This window comes from Ferroplasma acidiphilum, from assembly GCF_002078355.1.
Classification (GTDB): Archaea; Thermoplasmatota; Thermoplasmata; order Thermoplasmatales; family Thermoplasmataceae; genus Ferroplasma; species Ferroplasma acidiphilum.
The window spans coordinates 1,340,037-1,364,098 of sequence record NZ_CP015363.1 but is presented as its reverse complement, the minus strand read 5'-3'; the positions used below and the strand labels follow the sequence as shown (position 1 = coordinate 1,364,098).

The 24,062-nt window shown below is 34.9% G+C and carries 25 protein-coding genes and 1 tRNA gene; 16 read left to right on the top strand and 10 right to left on the bottom strand.

What is annotated here, in order from left to right; translation table 11 throughout:
* Window positions 1-46 precede the first annotated feature (46 nt).
* Both fad_RS06725 and fad_RS06720 read left to right on the top strand, forming a co-directional pair.
* Window positions 47-280 (top strand): KEOPS complex subunit Pcc1, encoded by a 234-nt coding sequence (locus fad_RS06725; RefSeq protein ID WP_009886467.1) that lies wholly within the window; start codon window positions 47-49, stop codon window positions 278-280.
* The gene (locus fad_RS06720; protein ID WP_009886466.1) at window positions 274-657 is read left to right on the top strand and encodes a prefoldin subunit beta; all 384 of its coding nucleotides are present in this window, start codon (window positions 274-276) and stop codon (window positions 655-657) included. The genes fad_RS06725 and fad_RS06720 overlap by 7 nt, the downstream gene beginning before the upstream one ends.
* A 113-nt stretch (window positions 658-770) precedes the next feature.
* Here the strand turns inward: fad_RS06720 and fad_RS06715 are convergent, their stop codons facing one another.
* Window positions 771-1,190 (bottom strand): adenylyltransferase/cytidyltransferase family protein, encoded by a 420-nt coding sequence (locus fad_RS06715; RefSeq protein ID WP_009886465.1) that lies wholly within the window; start codon window positions 1,188-1,190, stop codon window positions 771-773.
* A gap of 239 nt (window positions 1,191-1,429) precedes the next feature.
* On the opposite strand from fad_RS06715, the gene fad_RS06710 reads away from it, so the two are divergent.
* Genes fad_RS06710 through fad_RS06700 form a run of 3 tightly spaced genes read left to right on the top strand, consistent with a single transcriptional unit; the run spans window position 1,430 to window position 4,209 of the window.
* Window positions 1,430-2,158 carry an asparagine synthase C-terminal domain-containing protein gene (locus fad_RS06710; protein WP_081142857.1) on the top strand — a complete coding sequence of 243 codons (729 nt, stop codon included), beginning with the start codon at window positions 1,430-1,432 and terminating at the stop codon, window positions 2,156-2,158.
* Window positions 2,159-2,199: 41 nt separating this feature from the next.
* A complete protein-coding gene (locus fad_RS06705; RefSeq protein WP_009886462.1) occupies window positions 2,200-2,973 on the top strand; it encodes an S-methyl-5'-thioadenosine phosphorylase in 774 nt (257 codons plus the stop codon).
* 6 nt (window positions 2,974-2,979) lie between these two features.
* Window positions 2,980-4,209 (top strand): MBL fold metallo-hydrolase, encoded by a 1,230-nt coding sequence (locus fad_RS06700; protein ID WP_081142856.1) that lies wholly within the window; start codon window positions 2,980-2,982, stop codon window positions 4,207-4,209.
* Between the two features lies 1 nt (window position 4,210).
* Here the strand turns inward: fad_RS06700 and fad_RS06695 are convergent, their stop codons facing one another.
* Entirely contained in the window at window positions 4,211-4,921 is a 711-nt protein-coding gene (locus fad_RS06695; RefSeq protein ID WP_081142855.1) for a J domain-containing protein, read from the bottom strand.
* 1,107 nt (window positions 4,922-6,028) lie between these two features.
* On the opposite strand from fad_RS06695, the gene fad_RS06685 reads away from it, so the two are divergent.
* The 3 genes from fad_RS06685 (at window position 6,029) to fad_RS09335 (ending at window position 8,457) form a co-directional block, all read left to right on the top strand.
* Window positions 6,029-6,562 carry a hypothetical protein gene (locus fad_RS06685; RefSeq protein ID WP_081142852.1) on the top strand — a complete coding sequence of 178 codons (534 nt, stop codon included), beginning with the start codon at window positions 6,029-6,031 and terminating at the stop codon, window positions 6,560-6,562.
* 22 nt (window positions 6,563-6,584) lie between these two features.
* On the top strand, window positions 6,585-7,445 hold the full coding sequence (locus fad_RS06680) for a M48 family metalloprotease (protein ID WP_081142850.1): 861 nt from the start codon (window positions 6,585-6,587) through the stop codon (window positions 7,443-7,445).
* A 481-nt stretch (window positions 7,446-7,926) separates the two neighbouring features.
* A complete protein-coding gene (locus fad_RS09335; protein WP_155951138.1) occupies window positions 7,927-8,457 on the top strand; it encodes a stage II sporulation protein M in 531 nt (176 codons plus the stop codon).
* A gap of 249 nt (window positions 8,458-8,706) precedes the next feature.
* Here the strand turns inward: fad_RS09335 and fad_RS06670 are convergent, their stop codons facing one another.
* Window positions 8,707-10,089, bottom strand: a complete 1,383-nt coding sequence (locus tag fad_RS06670; RefSeq protein WP_081143174.1) for an RNA-guided endonuclease InsQ/TnpB family protein — start codon at window positions 10,087-10,089, stop codon at window positions 8,707-8,709.
* A 1,010-nt stretch (window positions 10,090-11,099) separates the two neighbouring features.
* On the opposite strand from fad_RS06670, the gene fad_RS06665 reads away from it, so the two are divergent.
* The gene (locus fad_RS06665) at window positions 11,100-11,777 is read left to right on the top strand and encodes a putative metallopeptidase (protein ID WP_081142846.1); all 678 of its coding nucleotides are present in this window, start codon (window positions 11,100-11,102) and stop codon (window positions 11,775-11,777) included.
* 41 nt (window positions 11,778-11,818) lie between these two features.
* A complete protein-coding gene (locus fad_RS09505) occupies window positions 11,819-11,974 on the top strand; it encodes a hypothetical protein (RefSeq protein WP_155951137.1) in 156 nt (51 codons plus the stop codon).
* Window positions 11,975-12,162: 188 nt separating this feature from the next.
* Here the strand turns inward: fad_RS09505 and fad_RS06660 are convergent, their stop codons facing one another.
* A complete protein-coding gene (locus fad_RS06660) occupies window positions 12,163-12,573 on the bottom strand; it encodes a type II toxin-antitoxin system VapC family toxin (protein WP_081142844.1) in 411 nt (136 codons plus the stop codon).
* Window positions 12,570-12,818, bottom strand: a complete 249-nt coding sequence (locus tag fad_RS06655) for an AbrB/MazE/SpoVT family DNA-binding domain-containing protein (protein ID WP_081142842.1) — start codon at window positions 12,816-12,818, stop codon at window positions 12,570-12,572. The genes fad_RS06660 and fad_RS06655 overlap by 4 nt, the downstream gene beginning before the upstream one ends.
* 270 nt (window positions 12,819-13,088) lie before the next feature.
* Here fad_RS06655 and fad_RS06650 point away from each other — a divergent pair.
* A tRNA-Arg gene (locus tag fad_RS06650) sits at window positions 13,089-13,163 on the top strand.
* 62 nt (window positions 13,164-13,225) lie between these two features.
* Here the strand turns inward: fad_RS06650 and fad_RS06645 are convergent.
* Window positions 13,226-14,527 (bottom strand): ammonium transporter, encoded by a 1,302-nt coding sequence (locus fad_RS06645; protein ID WP_081142840.1) that lies wholly within the window; start codon window positions 14,525-14,527, stop codon window positions 13,226-13,228.
* Window positions 14,528-14,822: 295 nt separating this feature from the next.
* On the opposite strand from fad_RS06645, the gene fad_RS06640 reads away from it, so the two are divergent.
* The gene (locus tag fad_RS06640; RefSeq protein WP_236940561.1) at window positions 14,823-15,422 is read left to right on the top strand and encodes a 2,3-diphosphoglycerate-dependent phosphoglycerate mutase; all 600 of its coding nucleotides are present in this window, start codon (window positions 14,823-14,825) and stop codon (window positions 15,420-15,422) included.
* Here fad_RS06640 and fad_RS06635 read toward each other — a convergent pair.
* A complete protein-coding gene (locus tag fad_RS06635) occupies window positions 15,419-16,657 on the bottom strand; it encodes an MFS transporter (RefSeq protein ID WP_081142836.1) in 1,239 nt (412 codons plus the stop codon). The genes fad_RS06640 and fad_RS06635 overlap by 4 nt on opposite strands.
* 30 nt (window positions 16,658-16,687) lie before the next feature.
* Entirely contained in the window at window positions 16,688-17,350 is a 663-nt protein-coding gene (locus fad_RS06630) for a DedA family protein (protein ID WP_081142834.1), read from the bottom strand.
* A 118-nt stretch (window positions 17,351-17,468) separates the two neighbouring features.
* On the opposite strand from fad_RS06630, the gene fad_RS06625 reads away from it, so the two are divergent.
* Genes fad_RS06625 through hemB form a run of 3 tightly spaced genes read left to right on the top strand, consistent with a single transcriptional unit; the run spans window position 17,469 to window position 20,153 of the window.
* Window positions 17,469-18,404, top strand: a complete 936-nt coding sequence (locus tag fad_RS06625; protein WP_081142832.1) for a 2-hydroxyacid dehydrogenase — start codon at window positions 17,469-17,471, stop codon at window positions 18,402-18,404.
* A gap of 22 nt (window positions 18,405-18,426) precedes the next feature.
* Window positions 18,427-19,146, top strand: a complete 720-nt coding sequence (gene queC / locus fad_RS06620) for a 7-cyano-7-deazaguanine synthase QueC (RefSeq protein ID WP_081142830.1) — start codon at window positions 18,427-18,429, stop codon at window positions 19,144-19,146.
* A gap of 38 nt (window positions 19,147-19,184) precedes the next feature.
* Window positions 19,185-20,153, top strand: a complete 969-nt coding sequence (gene hemB / locus fad_RS06615; RefSeq protein WP_081142828.1) for a porphobilinogen synthase — start codon at window positions 19,185-19,187, stop codon at window positions 20,151-20,153.
* Here hemB and fad_RS06610 read toward each other — a convergent pair.
* Together fad_RS06610 and fad_RS06605 are read right to left on the bottom strand one after the other, a co-directional pair.
* A complete protein-coding gene (locus tag fad_RS06610; RefSeq protein WP_081142826.1) occupies window positions 20,083-21,936 on the bottom strand; it encodes a hypothetical protein in 1,854 nt (617 codons plus the stop codon). The genes hemB and fad_RS06610 overlap by 71 nt on opposite strands.
* 1 nt (window position 21,937) lies before the next feature.
* Window positions 21,938-22,714, bottom strand: coding sequence for a GtrA family protein (locus tag fad_RS06605; protein ID WP_081142824.1), 777 nt, complete (start codon window positions 22,712-22,714; stop codon window positions 21,938-21,940).
* Window positions 22,715-22,824: 110 nt separating this feature from the next.
* On the opposite strand from fad_RS06605, the gene fad_RS06600 reads away from it, so the two are divergent.
* On the top strand, window positions 22,825-23,970 hold the full coding sequence (locus tag fad_RS06600; RefSeq protein WP_081142823.1) for a cytochrome P450: 1,146 nt from the start codon (window positions 22,825-22,827) through the stop codon (window positions 23,968-23,970).
* The last annotated feature ends 92 nt before the right edge of the window (window positions 23,971-24,062 follow it).

Sequence of the window (24,062 nt, the reverse complement as noted above, 5' to 3'; positions counted from 1 at the left end):
AAAACTGACAAATAGTTATATAATAATATATCATAATGACGTAGAAATGTTCAGAGTTAAACTCACCCTGAAGAAATCAGAGTACATAAAATACCTGGAAGCTATAAGGCCAGAGGTCACGGAAACATTTGGAAGGTCAAGTGTTGCTGTTAAGGAAGATAATTCCAGTATATATATAATAATTACAGCCCCTGACACTTCATCTTTAAGGGCCAGTGTTTCCTCAATAACAAGGGTATTGAACGTAACTAAAAAAATAATGGAGGAAGATATATGGTAGAACCTAACTTAAATGCATATTTGCAGAACCAGATAAAACAGGCACAGGACATGCAGGCACAGATAGAGCAAGTTGCAAACCAGAGATATCAGATTGACATGAAGGTTAAAGAACTTGACAAAACGCTTAAAGAACTGAATACAGTAGGTAAAGATGCCCCGATATATAAAAATGTAGGACCTATTATTTATAAGATTGATGACAGGGAAAAACTTGTTTCTGACCTGGAAGAGCAGAAGGAACTGAGCCAGATGAGGCTTAAAACACTTGAAAACCAGCAAAAGACACTGGAAGAGAAATACAAGGAGCTGGAACAGGCTATCCAGAAAAGGTATGAAGAATCAACCAGAAACCAGAACAATCAGGGAATTAATTAAAATTTACCTGTAATATTACCTATATTTTATAATTGTTTTTTTTGATTGTTATTCGTTAATCCATTTTAGCTATCTATAATCCATTTTCTCTTTATTGAATTAATAGTGCCATTTCAGATAGATTCAAGAATTTTTTGCCTTATTTTTGAGGAACTGTTTATTGTCCCGTCGTATGGCGATGTCCTCCTCACCTTTGTATTTAGCCCGAGTTTTTTGCATTCAGTTTCAATATAGGAATCATCAAATTTCTGGTCATATCCCAGTGTAATTATATCCGGTTTCAATTCTGCAACAGTTTTGAATATATTATCATCACTATGGCCTACCATCACCTCATCCACCATCTTCAGTTCTGATACAAGGGCAGAACGTTCATTTTCATTGAATACCAGTTCCTTTCCATGTTTCTGTGCTGTATAATCTGAAGCAATAACCACGACAAGATAATCGCCAAAGGATTTTGATTCCCTTAAGTAATGCACATGCCCTAAATGCAGTATGTCAAATACTCCGGATGCCATGACCTTTATCATTGCATGTTAAATGCTTTAGCCGTTATAAATAATTCGATGACTGGCAAAGGGATACGATACAATATACAGGCATAATTATGCAAACAGGACTTTCCATATATATTACTGGAATTAAGGATACTATCTGTGTACATTTAGGGTTTCTTAACGAATATCATAAAAATACCCATTTCCTATGCATTTTTCTTTATAAAATAAGCAACCTTAAGTTTAAATAAACAATATGGATATTTGTTAATATGCAGAATATAGTAGATAATGTTTATAATGAACTTAAGGCAGCAGTGGAACAAACAGCAGATAAGCCCTGTGCGATAGCCTATTCAGGTGGCCTCGACAGTTCACTGCTCCTTGCACTTTCAGGTTACAGGTATATACCATACACACTGGGTTTTTCAGATTCAAGGGATATTGAAAATGTTGATGATGCATCTTCGATCTTAAAAATAAATCCAAAAATAATATTGCTGGATGAGATCGACATTGAGGGCTATATAAGCCAGCTATTAAAAATTGACCCGAAGATCACAAAGATGGAAATGGGATATGAGCTTGTACTATTCATTTTAATGGATTTTATCCCGGAAAAATATGTTGTTACAGGTCAGGGTGCTGACGAACTATTTTATGGATACAGAAGGTTTATAGACAATCCAAGGCTTAAAAATGATACATACATTAACAGGCTATTCAATGTTACATTGCCAAGGGAAAAGAAAATGGCAGAATACTATGATAAGGAATTGATAACACCATATCTGTCCCCTGGTATGTTGAAAATAAGGCATTATATAACCAGGGAAGATAATATTGAGGGAAACAGGAACAAGCTGATACTCAGGGAAATAGCGGCTAAAACCTCATTGCCGGAAGAGATTTATAACAGGAGTAAAACTGCAGCCCAGTATGGCTCCGGCATAAATAAATACCTTTTACGGCAATCCGATAAAATATTTAGAAATGAATAAATATTAATGAATGATATAGTATATAATTAATGGGATAAACAATGACATACGTAGGAATAATAGGAGGCAGTGGTCTTTATAGTATAATGGAAACCAGGAAAACAATGGATATTGATACACCCTATGGCAAACCATCAGCACCACTTGAGATTGGTGAAATAAATGGAGTTGAGGTAGCTTTTCTGCCCAGGCATGGGAAAAAGCACACAATACCACCTCATATGGTGAACTATAAAGCAAATATTTTTGCATTGCAGAAAGCTGGCGTTCAGAGGATAATAGGCCTCAACGCTGTCGGATCATTAAAGGAGGAATATAAACCGGGAGATATAGTAATACCCGATCAATTTATTGATTTTACTAAAAGGAGGGACCTTACATATTATAATGGCCCTGATGTTTACCATATTTCCATGGCAGACCCATTCTGCAGTGATATAAGTGCAAAGGCATATGAAGCGGGCAAAAAATTATCATTTCCCGTACATAAGAATGGTGCATATATATGCATAGAGGGTCCAAGGTTCTCAACCAGGGCTGAATCAAAAATGTTCAGGAATTTTGCCGATATAATAGGAATGACTCTTGTTCCTGAAATTAATCTTGCAGCTGAATTGTCAATGTGCTATGGCATGCTGGCAACTGTCACAGATTACGATGCATGGAAAGATGAAGCTGTGGAAGCTTCAGATGTTATGCAGATAATGAAAGAAAGTGAGGAAAAAGTATCAAAAATGTTATATAATTTAGTTCCAGAAATTAACGGTCAAAGGAATTGCAAATGTTCTTTGAGATTAGAAAATGCAAAAGCGTGATATAAAATGAAAATAAAATTTCTCGGCGGAGCCGAAGAAGTCGGAAGACTAGCAATAAAGATAGAGGATAAGCAAAGCAAGATAATGATAGATTATGGTATAGAGCCGGAAAAACCACCTGAATATCCACTTCCACCTGAAAAGGTGAATGACATATTCCTGACACATGCCCATCTGGACCATACCGGGGCATTGCCTGTGTATTACCATAACTTTCAGGCAAATTTCCATGCAACGGCTATGACTGCGAACAGTATAAAGCCCATACTCATGGATTCGCTCAAAATCATGAGGCTTGAAAACTATACCAAAATGTTCAACGAGGAAGATGTTGATAACCTGTTCAAGTCAATGATGACGGCGAAATATGAGCAGCCATTCCAGGTAGACAACCTTACAGCTGTGGCACACAGTGCAGGGCATATACCAGGTTCTACAATGTGGTGGTTCCAGGACGCCAGGTCATTTATGATTACCGGCGATCTGTACACAAAGGACACAAACCTGCTTTATGGAGCAAAGCCCGTGAAGACTGATGTACTGATAATGGAAAGCACATATGCAGGAAGGGACCATGAAGATAGGGATGAGGTAATCCAGAGGCTCAAGGAAAGCATAAGGGAAACCATAGAGAATGGAGGCAGGGTAATATTGCCCACATTCGCAATTGGAAGGACCCAGGAAATGATAATGACCCTGAGAGATATGGATTACAGGATTTATGTTGATGGAATGGGAAACAGGATATCCGGAATATATATGGATACACCAGGATTTCTCAAGGACCCGAAACTATTCAGGAGATCAATGGGCCGTGTAATACAGGTAAGGAACAACAGGATGAGACAGGAAGCCATAAGGGAGGCAGATATAATTATTACAACTTCAGGAATGCTTGACGGCGGGCCGGTTCTCGGGTACATAGATGCCTTTGCCGAAGATCCAAAATCTGCCATATTCCTTACAGGATATCAGGTAGATGGAACAAACGGAAGGAGCCTTATAGAAAACGGAACAATACAGATTGCAGGCGCAACAATAAAACCGGCAATGAAAATAGATTTCTTTGATCTATCTGCACACGCAGGGCATTCTGACCTTGTGAAGTTTGTGAAAGGCGTAGACCCGGAAATAGTGGTATTATGCCACGGTGACCAGAGGGAAAAACTTCAGGAATCACTTCCGGAATACAAATTTATATTGCCCTTCAATGGGCATGAATTTACGGTAGAATAATCTACCTGTAATATTTTTTGTATAATTTTTCATAGGCATAGTTTATATTTTTCATCTTTTCAGAATATTCTTCTTCATTTTCCGGAGTTGTGAGGTCAGGATGATATATCTTAGCCATTTTCCTGTATGCATTTTTTATTATTTCAGGATTATCGGTAGGTTCAATTTCCAGAATTTTAAATAACTTTTCATCTCCTTCCTCTTCCTGCTGGGGTGGGCTTTCTTTGTAATTTTCTTTATCTATATATTCGTAGAATACATATCCTTCTTTTATAGGCATTCCATATTTTTCAGCCGCTTCAGTTAAAGTTTCTATTATTTTTTTTACGATTTTCCTCTTCAGTGATTTACTGGTGAATATATGCGCAAATGACTTTTGCCCCTCGTTGTTATGGTAATAACAGAGTATTATTCCATTATTTATTTTATCCGAAAGTCCAAACGTCCATGTGGTATCGCCAAATTTTTCAAAAACATTCTGCCTGAATAAAACCTTTCTCTGTAATAAATTCCCGTTTACCGAAATCTTTGCGATTTTCTTGCCATTGTAGATTATTGAATCATCTGAAATCCAGTACAGGAATATATACTGGTAAACTTTCTTGCCTTTGAATCCTGACAAATCATTGTCAAATAAAAGTCTATTATTCTGTTTTTTTATGCTTTCAAGCCTCCCGAAATCAGAAAACGGTATATCTTCAGGTACTCCCATGGAAGTTAGTCATCAGGGCATATTATAAAAATTTGTAGTATGCACCTATGGGACTTTCCAGGCATATTGAAATATTCTAATCTATAACTGTCCAAAATTAAGTTGAGCGGAAACAGGTCAATATATATGCAATAATTATCAATCTGAGTGTCAGGAGAGGAAATTCATGTGGATTTTCTTCAAGTGTTCATTAGATCCCTACAGATTTGTATAAAATCAAGATTTTACATGAAATTTTTACTACTATTCTGCCATTTTTTCCTTATATGGTCAAGATATCTATCTATTGCATCCCCAAGCAGTATAAGATAACTTACATCTAACAGAATAGTTAGATAAAAATTTTTATAATTAAAAATGTTATAATAATATAGATACCCAATTATAATAAACAGAATAAAAATAGGAATGAAAGTTTTGTTCGATATCTTCCTTTTTTTAATCTTATGTGATAAATTGATTGCCATTTTTTACATCAGCCAGCAACAATATAATTACAACAGGCATATATTTTTTCCGTTGGGTTATTTCCACAATATTGTATTAATATAAGCCGGTGTTATTTATAAATTTAATCATTAAATAACAGAGGCGGGTTGGTATGCATCATTTAGGTTCAGATTCATACAATGGTATAGTTGGTTTAGTATAATTCTTTATTTTACTATCTCTACCTAGATAATACATACCATACTATTTCTCAACTATGCCCATGTGATTCATGCTGATTTAATATGGGAATTAAGATACCGGATGATTAATTACTATGCAGGCGTCGCGAATACACCCCAATATGCCACTTGTATATTATTAAATAAATAAAAATCAATTTCTAAAATTATACTAATAATTGTGATTACTTCACAACTTTATATACTTTATAATTACTATTTAATGAGTTAATTTCTCCAGTGACAACCATTTTACAGAAGAATTTTTGATATGTATAAATTCACACATGATTTCTTTCAATCCATGTAACAGTATTATACGACATTTTTCCAATAGTATAAAATAGTGGTTCAGGGAATAAGTTGATAGTAAACTATTAAACTCTGACTGACTATATAGAAATATTTAAATAGTTATTATTATTATTATTATTATATGGAATCAAATATTTTGAATCCAAAATATAAAGAGTTGAAAGCCATTGAAATGTACCGTAACAATAGTACGGGAATGGATTATCACAAAGAACATAAAAATAACTGGAAAAAATCTTTGATATCTATATTTGCAATAGCAGTTTTACTAACATCTGTAGGAGTACCGGTGTATAGTGGATTAATATCAATGGAAAATAATGCAATACCGTATGAATTTGGGAATTTAGGTAAAACAATTCAATCCTCATCTACTGATGTTATAACTAGTGGACATATAGCGGAGCTTGTGGATTACGAGCTTACGCATTGGGGTGCTAGGCCGACCGAAACCGACATAGTGAACTTCCTTATCGGTTTATTTATCGGTGTCGGTATTGTCGTAGGAAGTGGTACTTTGGCGACAATTGGGTTCGCTATACTTTGGAGTTCATGGAGTAACGTTGCAATAATAGGGATCTTGGCACTTGATCTATCTAATCCAGTAGGGCAAGCACTATTAGGATCATTGGCAATCGCCATAGTTGCGTATTAATTATATACTTGAGGAAGAATGAATGAAAATCGAAAATAATAAAAAGAAAATTTATAAGTTATTCCTTTTACCATATTTAATTATCGGTTTAATCACCGTTTCTATTTTTACAATTTTCGACAATTTTATTCTCTTACACCCAACTAAAATAGAAAATATAATTTTAAATATTTTTAACATTTTTATTTACCCAGCTGAATTAGGAATTTTACTGTATTTATACTTTAAAAAAACAGGATATCTTGACGAGCCACGTAACGCAGTTAAGGATTATGATTTGTCGGAAATTTATACAAAAAAATATGCAGGTATAAAATATAGGGAGAGCAATATTAAAGAAATAAATATATACATATATGATTTAAACGATTTGTTTCATTTATCTCCAGCAGGTATCTTTTATTCTAAAGCATTAAAAATTTTGATACAACGCGATTTTTTAGACTATATTACCCCTGATGAAATGGACGCGGTAGTACTTCATGAAATAGGTCATTTTATAACTAACAGTGGGTTAATTCGAAAAGTGCTTGCTTTTGCCATACTGCTTGCTGGTGGAGCCATAATATTTTTGCTGTTGACAATATTTATGTATGGAGTACAATTGTCCTTATTAATAAATCTAATTATTGGGTTTCTCACAGTGATAATAATTCTATACTCCATCTTCACAATAATCTTTAACAGAGAAGAACTGAGTTGTGACATATTTTCTATAAAAGAATTAAAAAAAGATTATATATCTACAGCTTTGCAGAAAACTTCGTATTATCTTAGTAAAAATATCATTGGTCATAGGTATATGATATTTAGAATAAAAAAACAGATTAATAAAAGATTAAAGAAAATTGAGGAATACAATGAAACTAATAAGTTTAAGTGAAAAATTTATAATATACGTTACAGAACAAACGATTTTAATTTCATTAACATCATTAATTGCCTCTATATTTCATATAAAGGATGCATTTCTAGGTTTTTTCCTGGCATATAAAATAGATTTCATTCCGGGGTTTTTACATATATTCGACACAAATTACGGATTATATAACTTACTTATATTGTTTTTAATTTCTTTCTGCTATTACTCAATTGAATCATTAACAGGTCATGGTATAGCTGAGGATATATTTAAATTAGAGATAATTAACAAATATGAAATAAGCAAAAATAAATTATTAAAACTATTGCTTGTAAGAGATATAATAAAATCATTTTTTATATCCAACATAATTAACTCGCTATTTATTTTAAAAAATAAGAAATTTTTGCAAAACGAATATGATAATAAATTTAATCTAATGTCGATAAAAAATAAAAATGAAAATAAGAAATCATTATTTCTTCAATATTTTTATTCTTCAATGATAATGTATTACTCCATATTTTTTATTTTGATAATTATATATACGTTTGTACAACCTGCGGCCCCTTTAGCATCTTCCGGAACTGTAAAAAGTGGTTCTTACAATTACTGGCATTTCTTCAGCACCATACTTAAAAACAATATAACTCTGGATGTATTTGAATATATGATTGGTGGATTTAGTTTATTCACAGGCACATTTATAGAACTATTTTCATCCAATATATATGAAGCAATAATAATGTCTTCACTTGATATTACACATGGCTCTTCATCGTTTGTAAAATATATATTGCCACAGTTTTTCCCGGAAACTCTCGGCTATGTTTTTGGCCTATCAATTGCTTTAGTTATGACAGATATAATATTATCATTTACCCAATCCATGATAAGAAATGAGAAATCACAATATTTCACTCAAAGAACACACGATCTGTTATATAGTTCTGGATTTTACCTAATACTTTCAATATCTTTGCTTGTCATAGGTGCCTTAATAGAAGCTGGATTAGGCATATATAATTTTTAAATTATACTAGTGTAATGTGTGTCCAACTTTACAAGTTCAACTCCACAAAAATATATGTACACGTTTCAGAACGATGGATATTCCTCCCGGAATTTCTATCTCATGCCTGACACTTTTCTCTGGTCTGCCAGACTACGGAATAATTCTATAAAAGTTTTTCTTTGCATGAAAATTTTTAATCATTGGGGACTCCTTTATTATGTAATCACTAAAAGCACACATCAACAATAGATATTGTGGTGAACTACCTCATGCTAAAGCATTGAGGCTTCCTGCTTCATTGACCATGCTTAACTTCACATAGGGGCTTATATTAAGCCCTTCAAAGCCAGAGGCAATAATCTCCACAGGCGTTAGTTCCCTACGCTCCATAGGTACATTTAAATTTATATTATATTTCTTAAAATAATTATTTAATTTTCTATTTTTAATTTTTAATAATTCATTTAATTTTTTAATGCCATAATACATATCATTTAATGAAGAGTTATAATCCCTATCGATTATAAAACCACACTTAGGGCAATTGTATATTCTTTCATCTAATTTTATATCATATTTATTATGGCAATTAGAGCATTCCTTTGTTGTAGGAATAAATTGGTTAAGCAGTATAAGTGTTGATGCCTTATGTTTAAGTGCATCGATTATTTCACCTATACCTGTATTTTCTATCCTTTTACCAAAGAGATGCTTCCATCCGGATATATTGTCTTTCTGTGTTATTACTATATCATAATTGGATGTTAGATAATGGACTATTTTGTTTATAGTGTCTTTTCTTTTATTTGCTGTTTTAGTTTGTTCTCTGTTTAATCTGTTTTTATTTTTATAATAGTTCTTAGATTGCTCTCTACTTAGTTTTTTAGTTCCTTCTGCATATTTAGCTTTTCTTGACAATGACCTTTGCAATCTTATTTCTTTTTTGGATTTTGGTATATTATAGTTTAATATTGAGCCATTAGAGCATGTTAACTGATTCTTTATTCCTAAGTCAAATGATATTATTTTTTGATTATTGACAGGTTTTTCTAAAATGTATTTATTTTTATACGCTGTTATGTAAATATAATAATAACTGTTTTTATTGATTAGCAATGCACTTGCCGGTTCATAATAGTATTCTAAATTATCCAGGCCATTTACTTTTAATAACTGCTTTATATTCTGTATTTTAATATAATTATTATTTATTATTTTATATGTTATAGTATATTGATTCAATGGTATTGATGTTATAAATGATTTAAATTTCAATTTTCCTATCTTAGAGCCTTTTTCTTTTAATTTATGAAGACCTCTTATGTTGTCCATTGCCCTGTTAATAATTTCCTCCTTCATCTGTGATGATAAATATTTTAATTTCCTTGTTTCATAATGGTCTTTAACATATACATTTACATTCTTTATTTTAGGGTCTATATTAAAAATATCATTGTTGAATTCTTTGTTTATAACATAATTATATAGCCATTTAGCTTCTAAAAAGATTGTGTTTAATGCCTTTATAGTATTATTATTTAATTTATCATTGTCTATTTTTAGTTTAAGTATTATTACATCCTGTGTTTTTCTTCTTTCTCTTGTTATTCTTAATGAATTTTTAATTTTGTTTCTCCGTTCTTCAGACATCATGGCTCTTTTTCTCATATGTATATGATATTATTGAATAAACCTTGCTATTATATATGTATATGTTATAATTATCTTAAAAATATTTAATTTATTGTTATTTTAAAAATTATGCCACTCATGGGATTTGAAAAATGTTTAAATATTAACTAATTATTGAATATTTTACAATTCCAGAAATTCATCTATATCGCAAACTCAGTGGCTTTCTTTCCGGTAGATAGATTTGTAAAAATGTAGTAATAGTTCGTATACTGGAAAAGCTAGCAATAGTATGTGCCTTACATTTGAGAGCGAGTTTAGGATAAAATACACAATATCTGGAGTTGAAATGACTAGTATTGTGTTCAGCACTGAAGTTAACACTAACCATTGTAGTTGGTCTAAATTAAGGTTTGCATTCCGAATAAGAACATTGTGATGTGAATAGATGAATGTAACAGTTGGATATGATACATGATAACAAATTCAATTTAAGAACAATTTGACTTTAACCTATCAAACTCCCACGAGTCATACAGGAAAATTTATTTACAAATTAATATTATGAGATCAAATATCCTGCATCAAAAATATAAGGAGTTGAAAGCCATAGAGATGTACCGTAATAATAGTACGGAAATGAGTTGCCATAGAGAGCATAGAAGTAACTGTAAAAGTCTTTAATATCAATATTTGCAATAGCAGCACTATTAACATCTACAGAAGTGCCTGTTTATAGAGGTTTTAAAGCAATTGAAAATAATATAATACGACATGAATTCGAAAATATCGGAAACCAATTACAAGCAACAACAAGTGGCATTGCCGGTATGATTTTTGGCAATTAATCGGTACGATCAGGTGAATAGAATGCAAATGTCAAATCCAAATTTTTTTTAATTTCCATAGTAATCCTCGCAGGTATAGCAGTATTAGAATATATATTGAGTTTTCATTTTCATTTAGGGAATTCAGCATCCTATAATATTTTAGCCAGTCTTACCTCGTTTGCTGCAATTTTATTAATAATGATACAACTTCAACGTTCAAAACATGGAAGAAAAACAGATATAACTCAGCGTTTCAATGCAATAATAGATTACGATTTATCTAAAAAATACACTGCACTAACTAAGCATATAACTCATATTGATCTGGAAATATTTAAATTCCCTGCACTTAATAAAATGTACAGATCTCCATCATTTACCCCTCTAGGAAAACAAGCAAAGATATTTATAAATGAAAATTTTTTCGATGCTCTGGACGATAATGAAAGAGAAGCTTTAGTTTTTCACGAGCCATATCATTTCATTAGAAAAGATGCATCCAAAACCTACATTCTAGCTCTCACAATTTTACTTATTGTAGCGGTATCTCTAATAGTATTGATACAATTCTGGCTTTCAGGATTTCATTTTCTCTTTATAATTTCTGCTATTGTGGCATTATCCAGTATAGTTATAGTCATACTTATCCTCAAGCTCCATTTAATATATAGCGAAATATCTGCAGATACATTCGCAGCACAAACAATAGGAACAAATATTCCGGCAATTTCAGTGGTAAACAAAGCTTATGGGATTGTTATACAACATCATCGCAATAACAGGAAAATATACAATGCAATTTACCATGGAAAGAAGATTAGCCTGGAGAAGAAAACACATTTAAATATTGCAGATGAAAGTAAAATCTCTAAGTGAAAGATTTATAAATATATGATGCATCGGACACATATGATTATGTGCTTGAAAACACACATGCAATTCCTATAATTGATACAGATAAAAGGAGTGGAATTATTCCTGGCAGGTTACTGGTAAACATAAAAATTGGCATTGATTTGAGAAAGGAATATGCTTCTATATTCACTAAGATGGGAAATAGGGCGTACTTTTAGCATCCTTTAGGAGATACTAAAATGTGAGGATATCTGGTACACAAGCAAAAGAAACTTTGATACTGCGATAGGCCTAAATGCACTTGAATATAACCTCATTATAATATCAAACAGGGAACTTGGAGAAAAACAGAGGGGCATAATGAAAATCGTCATTTGCTAATACATGAGGCACTCTATAAAAAATACTATTTGAACTCCCTTATGCCTATTCTTTTTATTTCTGTTATTTTATCAAAATCACTGTCCTCAGATACAACTACAGCTGCTTTTTGAGTAATTGCAGTAGCTGCATGAATAGAATCTCTTGGATAAGTTTTATACTTTTTCATAATAGATATGGCAAGTGCCAGCAAGTCCTGGTTTACATCAATCAGGTGGAGCCCTTCCATACCCAGAAAAGCCTCACCAATAGATACTGCATCTTCAAAACTCCTGTTCTTCTTAACAATCCATACAACTTCATCAAAAGTTAATGAGCTGGTGGATGCCTCGATGCTTCGATTTTCCACTTTTTCTAAAATAAGTTTAGCACTATTTCCCAATTCCTCATTGTTAAGTGCAGCAAATATAAATACATTAGAATCAATATATATCATAATTTATTCCTTTTAATAATTTCATCCTCATATTCATTGTATTTTATTTCATTTACACTTTTTCCTTTTTTTGCAATATTCCTGAATATATTAACCGAATCCATTTTTAGTTTTTCCAGTATTATCTTATCACCATCTATTTTGAAAATCACTTTTGAACCCGGTGTAATTTTTAATGTTTTCCTTAAAGCAACCGGTATTACAACCTGCCCCTTCGGGCCTATAGTCATTTCTTCTTCAAACATGTATAACTCACCATTATACCAATGTATAACTGTTACTTATACTTTATTATATAGTCTATGGCTGACATTGATTGTATGTAATATTTTTCAATCTGTTATGGCGAGAATAGAAATACTGGATTTGCAATGCAATGACTCCGACAACAATTGTGACGTGCAGAAAAATATCTAAAAGTACCGTAATTTCCTGTAATTACATTGCAATAAGGCAGAAACCAAATGTTCGGCATAGATAGAAATACTTATATTATATCCTAAAATATTGGAAGCGGGCTCGTGGCCTAGTATGGATAAGGCACCGTCCTTCTAAGTCGGTGATCGTGGGTCCAAATCCCACCGAGCCCGCTAGAATTCTCTTATTCATAGCATTGTCTAATTTAAAAAAACTGCAAAAATGTTAAAATTTATTATTTCTCCAGGTTTTTATATGCATCCTCATTGAGAATTCCATGGGACAATTTTGCTATAATGAATATAGCCAGGAAAGAGATCGCAAATACAGTTATAACTACAACGAAGACGCCGAAAGCCTCTATGCCAAGCTGCCTTAGAGCAGCAAAACCACCATCGAATAATAATCCATTTGGCAGTATAGCGTTTCCCGAAGCTGCGGCGAATGCATGCTGTGTAAATAGCCCTATCATCAGTACACCAAATATGCCACCTACTCCATGGGCAGGGAATAATCCTACAGGGTCTGAGAACCATTTAACCTTAGCGAATAATTTTTCCGCGCCAACATACAATGGGCCACCTATTAAACCAAGTATAAGTGCACTGGCAGGGCTGACAAATCCTGCCAAGGGAGTTACTATTATCAAACCCATTAATATCCCATTGACAGCGACAATAATAATTGGAGTTTCCCTATCAAACATTCTTGAAAACAACATGGTGGATACCATTCCAGCTCCGGAGGCAATAAATGTTGCAATGACAACTACCAATACATCATCATTGAATGCAAGCACACTCCCGGGATTAAAGCCAAACCATCCAATCCATAAAATTAATATCCCGACAGCTAGCCACTGGTAATCTGGCTTTATATTTACTTTCAATGATGTTTTTAACCCCTTTTTTCTCTCTTCCATCCATATTTCATATATTATGGCGAGCCCGGCGATGGCAGCAGCCCCATGTACTACAATCCCGCCTGCAAAATCCCTCATGCCCATCTGGTAAAGCCAGCCAGATGGATTCCAGATCCATGCAGCAGGAAGATTCCATATAAATATAAAATATACTATAGAAAAAGCAAAAAAGGCCCCGAATTTTACCTTATTTAAAACTATGACACCAACAAGGGCGAGTGTTACAGCTGCACATGCAGTTTCAAAGAAAAAGTATGAACCTGTAGTTAAACCTGTATTAAAATAGGAGGTACCCATTGACCACCAGGTATTGAATATGACTCCCGGGGAGAATCCGCCAAGCATGAAGCCATCCTTATAAAATGGATTTCCAATTATACCATATAGTGTAGGGGCAAAAGCCGTATTAAACCCGATTATAGACATTACAAACATAGCTGTCCCGGTGATTACTATGGTTTTCAGCATACTATTTTTAAATTTCTTTCCCAGCTCACCTACTTCCAGGAATCCAACTGCAATTGTCATAGCAAAAATGAAAATTGCAGCGATTACTATCCACAAATTATTTATTAAAATATTAGAAATCGAAAGATAATCAATGAAATCAAACATATTTTCTACCTGCTGGGTAAACTGATGTTGTTATAAATAAATATTCATGGAGATATAATGCCCTGTTGCATGGATACTTTTAATCATAGTTGCCTGAAAGCAATACAAAACAATAGTATACCACTTTATCAGCTTTCAGGAATTTAAGGCAATCTCCACCTGCAACCCTTCAATGATAGAAGAAATTAATTATTATCGCAGATATTGCAATATATATCCATATTCGTTCAATAAAAACTCAATCAGGCAAAGTGATATGTATGTATATTTATTAATAATTATTTTATTCCCACCTATGAGAGGATATATATTTATCAGGCACGGTGAAAGCAACATAAATGTTGAAAAAGTACTTTCCGATGATGTTGACCACAATACACTTACGGATACAGGCGAAAAACAGGCAGAAAGAACCGGTGAACAATTAACCGGATTGAAATTTGATGGAATAATATCAAGCCCGATAAAGAGGGCATACGATACAGCGAATATTATTTCAAATTATGTTGGTCTGGATGTAAAGATAGATGACCGTTTAAGGGAAGTCTACCTTGGAAACGCTAATGGGCATAATATAAATGAATTCCTTGATACCCTGTATCCAAATTCACATATAACGGGAAAAGTAAGGGACTCACTGGGAATGGAAACATGGGAACATCTACAGGAACGTGTTAAGGCATGCATGGATGACTATAAGGGAAAATACATATTTGTTTCACACTCAGACCCTATCCGTGCAATTGCATCCTATTACATGGGATTATCCGAGGGAGAAAGTTTTGGCATGGCTATTAAAAATGCATCCATGACGGTTATTGCCCGAAGCCCTCTTAAATTACTGTCACTTGGAGCTATAAACCTTGATGATAAGATAAAATCGATATTTTCTTAATTGGTTTTTACTGTTTCACTTCTGCGTTCAGAACTCTTCTCCGGATGCCAGCTTTTCACAAGCACATAATAAAGAACTCCGCCGGCGGCCTGCATGGCCCCGCCTATCAATAATGGAAATGCAAAATTTAAATCCATAAGATAGCCGGATGCACCGGTTGTTAGCTGTGACCCCCTCCCAGACACTCCCTGTATTGAAGTGGATGTGCCATAGTCCTCCTTGTCAATTCCCCTTACATTTATGGCGCCCCTCATGGGCGATCCTATCCCTGCAACAGCCATTCTCCCAACATATATAGCAGTGGCTATAAACAGAAATGGGGTAAACGCTATTATTATAAACAATGCCCCCTGAAGGATATGGGCTATAGATGCCATCTTAAGTGAATCTACCCTGCCATTTATGAATTTTCCAGAGGTATAAGACCCTATTGCCGTTGCAGCATAAGCTATAGTATAAATATTTCCCACTGTTCCAGGGTCTACATGGAATTTCAACTCAAAGAAAAGAGGAAGCAATGGCATTGCTATTCCTATTGCAGCAGCATTTATGCTATTGGGTAAAATAATCCTCAATAGATACTTGAAACTGGCTTTTTTCATTATTTTTGTTGTCTTTTTAGGCCGCCTGTATTCATGAAGCCTTGATAACGCTATTAATGAGCCGAATACCAGCAAAAATGATACTATAAAGAATACCCGGTAAAACAGAAGAATGCCTATAGCGGATGATATGATGCCATAAAGTGATAGGAATAATCCACCGAATATTGAAAAAAAGGATGCTGTTGCCGTCAGGAGCGACAGACGGTTTACCCTGTTTCCTTCTCCTGGATAATTATTAGCGATGAATGCTGTCATTCCTGGTGAAAATGCACCCCTCATTCCCCCTGCACCACCGGTAATTCCAGCTATAATTGCACCTATGGCTATAACATATATGTTCGTGGATATGGCAAGCAATAATAATCCGACTACAGGAAACGCCTCACCCAATATGAGTATTTTTGAATATCCGATCTTGTCACCGAGCCTGCCGAGAATAAGTACAAGAACCACATTAAAAATTATAATTGGAATATATATGAGGCTGATAAATACCAGTGAGAAGTGGAGAAAGTGAAGATAAAGCGGCAGGGAGAGTGTTACAAATATAAGTGCAGAACTCCGGAGAGCCCTTGAAATGAGCAGATAACGGAAAGACCTGTTAACAACATCAGGTGAATCAGAAAACATATTATTCAATATTGTTTATTAGTATATTATTTATTTGTTTAGTTGTGTGCTTTCGTTTCTGTTCCTTATTATCCTGACAATCAGATAAATAATTATTACAGCAAAGATGGCGATGCCCACGTAGGAATATTCATCAAAGTATTTTAGAAGAATTTCCCAGTGTGACCCGAACAGTATGCCAAGGTAAATAAGTACTACATTAAATATAACGTCTCCCGACAATGTATAAATAGAAAATTTCCTGAAGTTCATTGTGGCAATCCCTGCAGGTATTGAAATAAAAGTCCTGAATACAGGTATAAACCTCGTTATAAAAACGGAAAGTTCCCCATATCTGTTAAACCATGCCTTTGTTCTGTCTATTGTATCAGGTTTCAAGAACAAATATTTTCCATACCTGATTATAAATGGATCGCCTCCGTATTTGCCTATCCAGTAAGCTATCCATGCACCTATAAGGTCTCCAACAGAACCAACAATAAGAAGCAGTACAACTGAGACATAGGGGCTATAAGGATCCAGGAGCCTGTAAAAAGCAAGATAACCCGAAAATGTCATGACGATTTCAGATGGTATTGGCAGTAACATCCCCTCAAGAAGCATAAGGAAAAATACTCCACCCAATCCAAGCTTTATTATTATTACCTCAACGAACTTTATAAGGCCTACCGTTATAGAAGTTATTATACTCACTTTATCTGCTCCCTATTTTTAACGTATTATTAAGATTTATCTATATATACTATATATAAATATATAAAGACAAAATCTCTCATGGAAAAAGTTTTATTATTTTATTATATGTGTTCGCATGTATAAAATTCTTGTGACCAGGAATATACCGGGAAATTATATTGAAAAAATAGAAAATATGGAAATAGAAGTTTTTTCCGGAAAAGGAAGTATGAGGGAATGGCTTCTGTCAAATATTGGAAGTGCTGATGGAATATTGATAACATTAAATGAGAAAATAGATAAAGAATTAATAGACCATGGTAAAAAATTGAAGGTAATAAGCACATACAGCGTAGGATACGACCATATCGATGTTGAGTATGCGAAGTCAAAGGGTATAATAGTTACAAATACTCCTGAAGTGCTCACAGATGCCACAGCGGATCTGATATTTGGCCTTATGATTGCTGCAGCAAGAAACATTGTATCCGGAAACAACCTTATACATAAAAATGAATGGAAAGCCGGTTGGAACCCCACATTTATGCTTGGAAGCGAAATACATGGCAAAACGCTTGGAATAGTAGGAATGGGCAGAATAGGCAAAGCAATAGCCAGAAGAGCTTCTGGCTTTGATATGAAAATTATATATTATAGCAGGCACAGGCATGATGTTGATGCTGATTTTGTGAGCATAGATGAACTCCTGCAAAAATCAGATTTCGTTATAATAGCACTGGACCTCAATGCAGATACTTTCCATTTTATGGATTACCGGAAAATTTCTAAAATGAAGAAAACTGCATTTCTTATCAATGGCACGAGGGGAAAAATAGTAAATGAAAAAGACCTTGTAAGGGCATTGGATGAAAAAATAATTGGAGGCGCTGCACTTGATGTTTTCGAGGACGAGCCTGTTGACAATACAAACCCGCTTCTTTCATTTAACAATGTTGTTGTGACGCCACACATTGGAAGTGCAACATATGAAACAAGGGACAAAATGGCTGAGACTGCAGTAACAAACCTTGTAAATGTGCTCAATGGGAAAGATCCGCTATATAAATTATAATACTGTGCTATAATTATGTGCCATGGCTAATGATAAGGCAGTGATACTGATTTCAGGGGGCCTTGATTCTCCTACCGTTCTGGCATATGCACTGGATAAGGGCTATGAGGTTTATCCTGTAAGCTTTGACTACGGGCAGAGGCATATCAGGGAACTACAGAGTTCAGAGGATATTTGCAATTACTATGGAGTCAAGCTCAAGAAAATTAAAATTGACATGACACAGATAGGCGGTTCTGCACTCACAGATAAAATAGATGTGCCCGAGCGCGGGTTGGAAAACATTGAAAAGGAAATACCTGTTACATATGTGCCTGCCAGGAATACCATATTTATCTCACTTGCTGCTGCATATGGAGAAACAATAAAAGCTAATTCTATTTTTATAGGCGCAAATGCAATAGATTATTCAGGGTATCCAGATTGCAGGCCAGAATTCTTCAACGCTATGGAAAAAACCTTAAATCTCGGCACGGAACTGGGAATTACAGAGGGATTCAGGATTATGGTGCCATTGCAATACCTTACAAAAAGTGATATAGTTAAGCTTGGCAGGAAACTTGGCGTTCCATACAGGCTTACATGGTCATGCTACAATGGAAGGGAAAAAGCGTGTGGAAAATGCGATTCCTGCCTGCTCAGGCTGAAAGGCTTCATGGAAGCCCATGATTTCGATGATATAGAATATGAGGCCTATCCGGAGTTTTACAGTGAATACTTAAAAAGCAATGGAAAAATTTGAATTAACAATATTTATTTAGCAATTAACCATATTTACCTATGTTTCCAGTTGAACGTATGAGAAGGTACAGGTTAAATAGCAATCTAAGGGATATTTTCAGTGAAACCAAAATAAATTCAGATAAGCTTATAATGCCAGTTTTTGTGGATGAGACGGAAAAATCAAAAACTGCAATTAAGTCAATGCCAGGAATTTACCGGTATTCATTAAATGAATATGAAAAATACATAGGGCATCTTGAGGACATCGGGGTCAAAAATATTATAATTTTCGGAATACCAAAACATAAAGATTCTTCAGGCACATCATCCTATGACCATGATGGAATAGTCCAGAAAGCCATCAGATCTGCAAAGTTAAATACAAAATTGAATGTAATTGCAGATCTCTGCCTCTGTGAATATACGGATACAGGGCATTGTGGGGTAATATCCAATGGCTATGTGGACAACGATAAAACCCTCAATATATATGGGAAAGAGGCAATAAGCTATGCAGAGGCAGGAGTTGACATAGTTGCCCCTTCAGGGATGATGGACGGGCAGGTCGGGGTCATAAGGAAGGCAATGGATTCCAATGGCTATGTCAACACAATGATTATGGCATACAGTTCAAAATTTGCATCCAACCTCTATGGACCATTCAGGGATGCTGCAGATTCCACACCACAATTTGGCGACAGGAAAAGTTATCAGATGGATTACCGGAATGGTGACGAGGCAATGCGTGAAATAGATCTTGATGTGAAGGAAGGCGCCGACATAATCATGGTAAAGCCTGCTTTATTCTACCTGGATATGATTTACCGGGCAAAGCAACTTTATAAAATGCCACTGGCAACATACATGGTGAGCGGTGAATATAGCATGGTCAAAAATGCAGTACTCTCAGGGGCACTGGCTGCCGATACCGTAAATGAGGCGCTTATTTCCCTGTTCAGGGCAGGCTCTGACTTAGCGATAACTTATTTTGCGGAGGATTATATAGCAAATCATGGTAAGGCGTAACCTTCCAGTTATTTATTGTGTAAGCAGATGAACCCTGGACAGTTCCATTGTATCCTATCAGGTCAATTGTAATATTATCCGGGATTGTTTCACCCCTTACAGGATACAGTGTAATATTTGTGGTGCTTCCAGGACTCAATCTATTTCCCGTGTAATTGAACAGGAGGCCATTATAATTTGTTTCGTTTATTATTCCTCGGAAATATATGTTTTCCGAGGCAGTGCCTGTATATGTAACATTCATGTATATCTTCTGAATTTTCCCCTTTGACATGTCAAGGCTTATGGAATTGACTTTAACATCCTCTGTGGAATGCACACCGAAATATGCCCCCACAATTAATATTGCAATTAATATTGCAAAAGCGTATGTGGCATAACGTTTCAGCGCTTTTTTATCTATATTTATTTTCTTTTTATAATTTATATCCTCTATGGATATGAGGGATATAATTGGCCAGAATGCAACATAGGTTATGAGCAGCCTGTAATTGAATAACAGTATCAGCATGGGAAATGCGAAAAGTTCGAATTTTAATGTATCATAATGGGTTACATATAAAATAAAGGTTACAACCAGTGACAGCACAAGCAAAACCGTAAACATGGTGGCAGGAATGTGTATAAAGTTAAGGAAAGACAATTGCGATGGCCCGAATCCGATGCCTATGAGTTTTGCTATCTCTGAAGAAAGGATATCTTTGAAATACAGTACAGGTGATTTGATAATAAAATATCCATTGATTAGCATGAATACCAGGAATGCAGATAAAGTCCACTTTATGGCTGCAACTATCCCCTTTTCCCTGTATATCATATAAAACATAAATGGGAAAATAATTGCAGGAAACTGCTTTGCCGACAGTGCCAATCCAAAAAATATGCCGGAATACACTGGTTTATCCCTGTAATAATATGATACCATAATGAATACTACCCACACCAGCCCTATTAAGGAAAAAGCCGAACTGTAAAGGAATATTACATTTACCAGCAGGGCAAACATTGCATACAGCGCTACTTTTCTGTTATTGAATTTTTTATATATTATAATGAACGGAATAAATGCTATAGCAGAAATTATCAGGTTTGCAAATTTTCCTATGTACACATAGGGTATGTAAATAAGGAAAGCCAGGGCCGGGTATCCCTGCAGTGTTATATCCTTACCATACATGGTGGGGGTTACGTTAAGGTCAAGGTTGAAATGCTTGAAATATAGAAAGACCCCTGCCGTGGTTGCAGGATTATAGGGATTCAATCCATGCATGAATTTCATTGCGGAATACAAATCAATAAGGAACTCATCAGTTGGTTCAAATGCAACAAGTACAGCAATTGCAGACACAGCTACAATGAATGCAGCAGACACAATTATGTAAATAGGTTTTACCATATGCTCCCTTTTTTTCAGGAAAGCATAGGAGTCCGGGTCTTTATAGAATATATAGGATACAATTAACAACAATACTGTTGCAACTGCAAGAAGAACATATTTCATTGCCCGGTTGGAAACTGCCAGAAATATTACCATGTCCACAAGCAACATGGTGGAATACAGGAAAGCCTGTACATAAAATGGCTTGAATCGGAACCATCCATTGAGGTTAGATGCGAGAAGTATTATAAATGCAAGCAGAAGCAATGCAGTTTCCAGTACTATGGCGTAAACGTTAAGGTAACCAAAAAGCCCGAATGCCACGAAAGCCGATAAAATTAGCACTGTGGCGGTTTCATTCAATATAATGCGTTGAATCCTGTCCAGTGTACCTGTTTTTTCCATGTTACCACACTATCATGGTGGCAGTTGTGTATGTAATTATGAATGCCACCAGTATACCAAGGAAATCTGCCACGTATATATCTGTCCTGTAATACACCGCTGTATAATACACACCAAGATTGGCAGCGAATCCTATGAGATTAAATAAATTGTACTTAGCCAATCTCATGTAAAAATGCCCCCTTCCTTTAAATGTGTATTTATTGTTTAAAATAAAGTTATAAATAATTGAAATTTCAATTGCGGGTATAATGCTTAATTCACTTCCAAGCTTGCCATGCAGGAGGAGCAGTACACCCTCATTTACAATGACCCCTGTAATTCCTACAATAATATACCTGAACATATTTCCTCTTCTGATAGTCAGGTCAAGGAAGTCCTTAAAGTGAATATTTTCCCTGCAGCGCAATCTGGTATTTACTATCTTATATTCAAAACTCCTGTTTTTCAACAGCAATGTGTTTCCAAGTATCATGTTTTTTTCCATGTCAGGCACAATATTTTTTGAAATGAGATATTCATAGGCATTCCTGGAATAAATAGTTCCAAATGGAAGTACCTTCCCCTTCTTGACAGATAGGGAGAGTTTGATAAACAATCCATAAATAAAAGCGATAATGCCCTGCTTTCCAAATAATAGTGTAAGGTCGTAATGATTGGAATAAACGTCATGGAAAATCCCGTCAAAGGTATCTGATTTTATTGTCATACGGGATATAAGTATATAATCAAAATCATCCCCATATGATGGTTTGCCCCTGTAATATTTCTGGATCATCTAAGAAGTGATATTATCATCCTTTTTATTTTTATTGATTAAGCTTAATTCTGCTGTCATATTTTAATTCATCATGGGCAAAATAATATATTAAATCGCAATATTAATTTATGGGAATTCCTACATATAAACAAGAACCATTTGAATGGTATCGTGAAATGAGGAAAAGCTCACCTGTATACAGGGAAGGAAATATGATACATATTTTCAAATATAAAACCATATCCAGAATCCTTTCTGACCACCAGAATTTTTCTTCCCAGTTCCGTGACCTTTTAGGGGAAGAAATGGCAGCAATGCTCAACGAGAAAACTACACCAAGCATATTGCTGCTTGACCCTCCCCTGCACACCACCTTAAGAAGCCTTGTTGGCAGTGCGTTCACACCACGCAGTATAGAATTATTTGAACCGAGAATCAGGGAACTTGCCAGAATGCTTGTCCATGCAATTGTGGAAAAGGAGAATTCAGATGTTGTTTCAGATCTGTCCTACCAGTTGCCAATAAGGGTTATTTCTGAGATGCTTGGCGTTCCAGAGTCTGATTCTGAAATTTTTAGGGATTGGTCAGATAAGCTGGCAACATCCCTTGGAAGAGGGCCTGATATAGAAACACAATATGATATGGCAGATTATTTTTACAAAAAAATAGACAGAAACTCTAATGGAAATAACCTCATATCAAGGCTTTCTACAGTTGAAATGGATGGAAGGAAGCTTTCAGATAAGGAAATTGCTGGATTTGCAATACTGCTTCTTGTAGCCGGAAACGAAACCACAACCAATCTTATCACAAACGCTATTCTCTCTTTATATGACCATCCTGAAATTTATGATGACATGCGAAAAACACCATCCATAATACCCGGCGTTGTAGAGGAAACCCTGAGATATAGATCGCCTGTGCAATCAACAAGACGATACTCTAAAATAGATACAGAGATCGGGGGTGAAGAGATTTTGAAAAATGACATACTTGCTTTGTACCTCGGATCCGCTAACAGGGATGAGGAAGTATTTGAGGATGGGGAATCATTTAATCCATACAGAAAGGAAAAGAGGCATATGGCATTCGGCCAGGGAATACACTTTTGCCTTGGTGCACCACTTGCAAGATTGGAAGCTAGAATAGCACTGGAAGAATTTTCAAAGGCTGTTCCTGGATTTGAAATTGAAAAGCCTTCCCCTGATGATAGAATAGATAGCGATATAATGTATGGCTTCAGAAAGCTTAATTTGAAAGTAAACCGGAGTTAAGCTATTGCATATGGATAACATATAAACTCTGAGATTCATAATATACTTCATATGCCAGGCAGTTTTTGCCTGTAAATCACCGGCAGAATTAA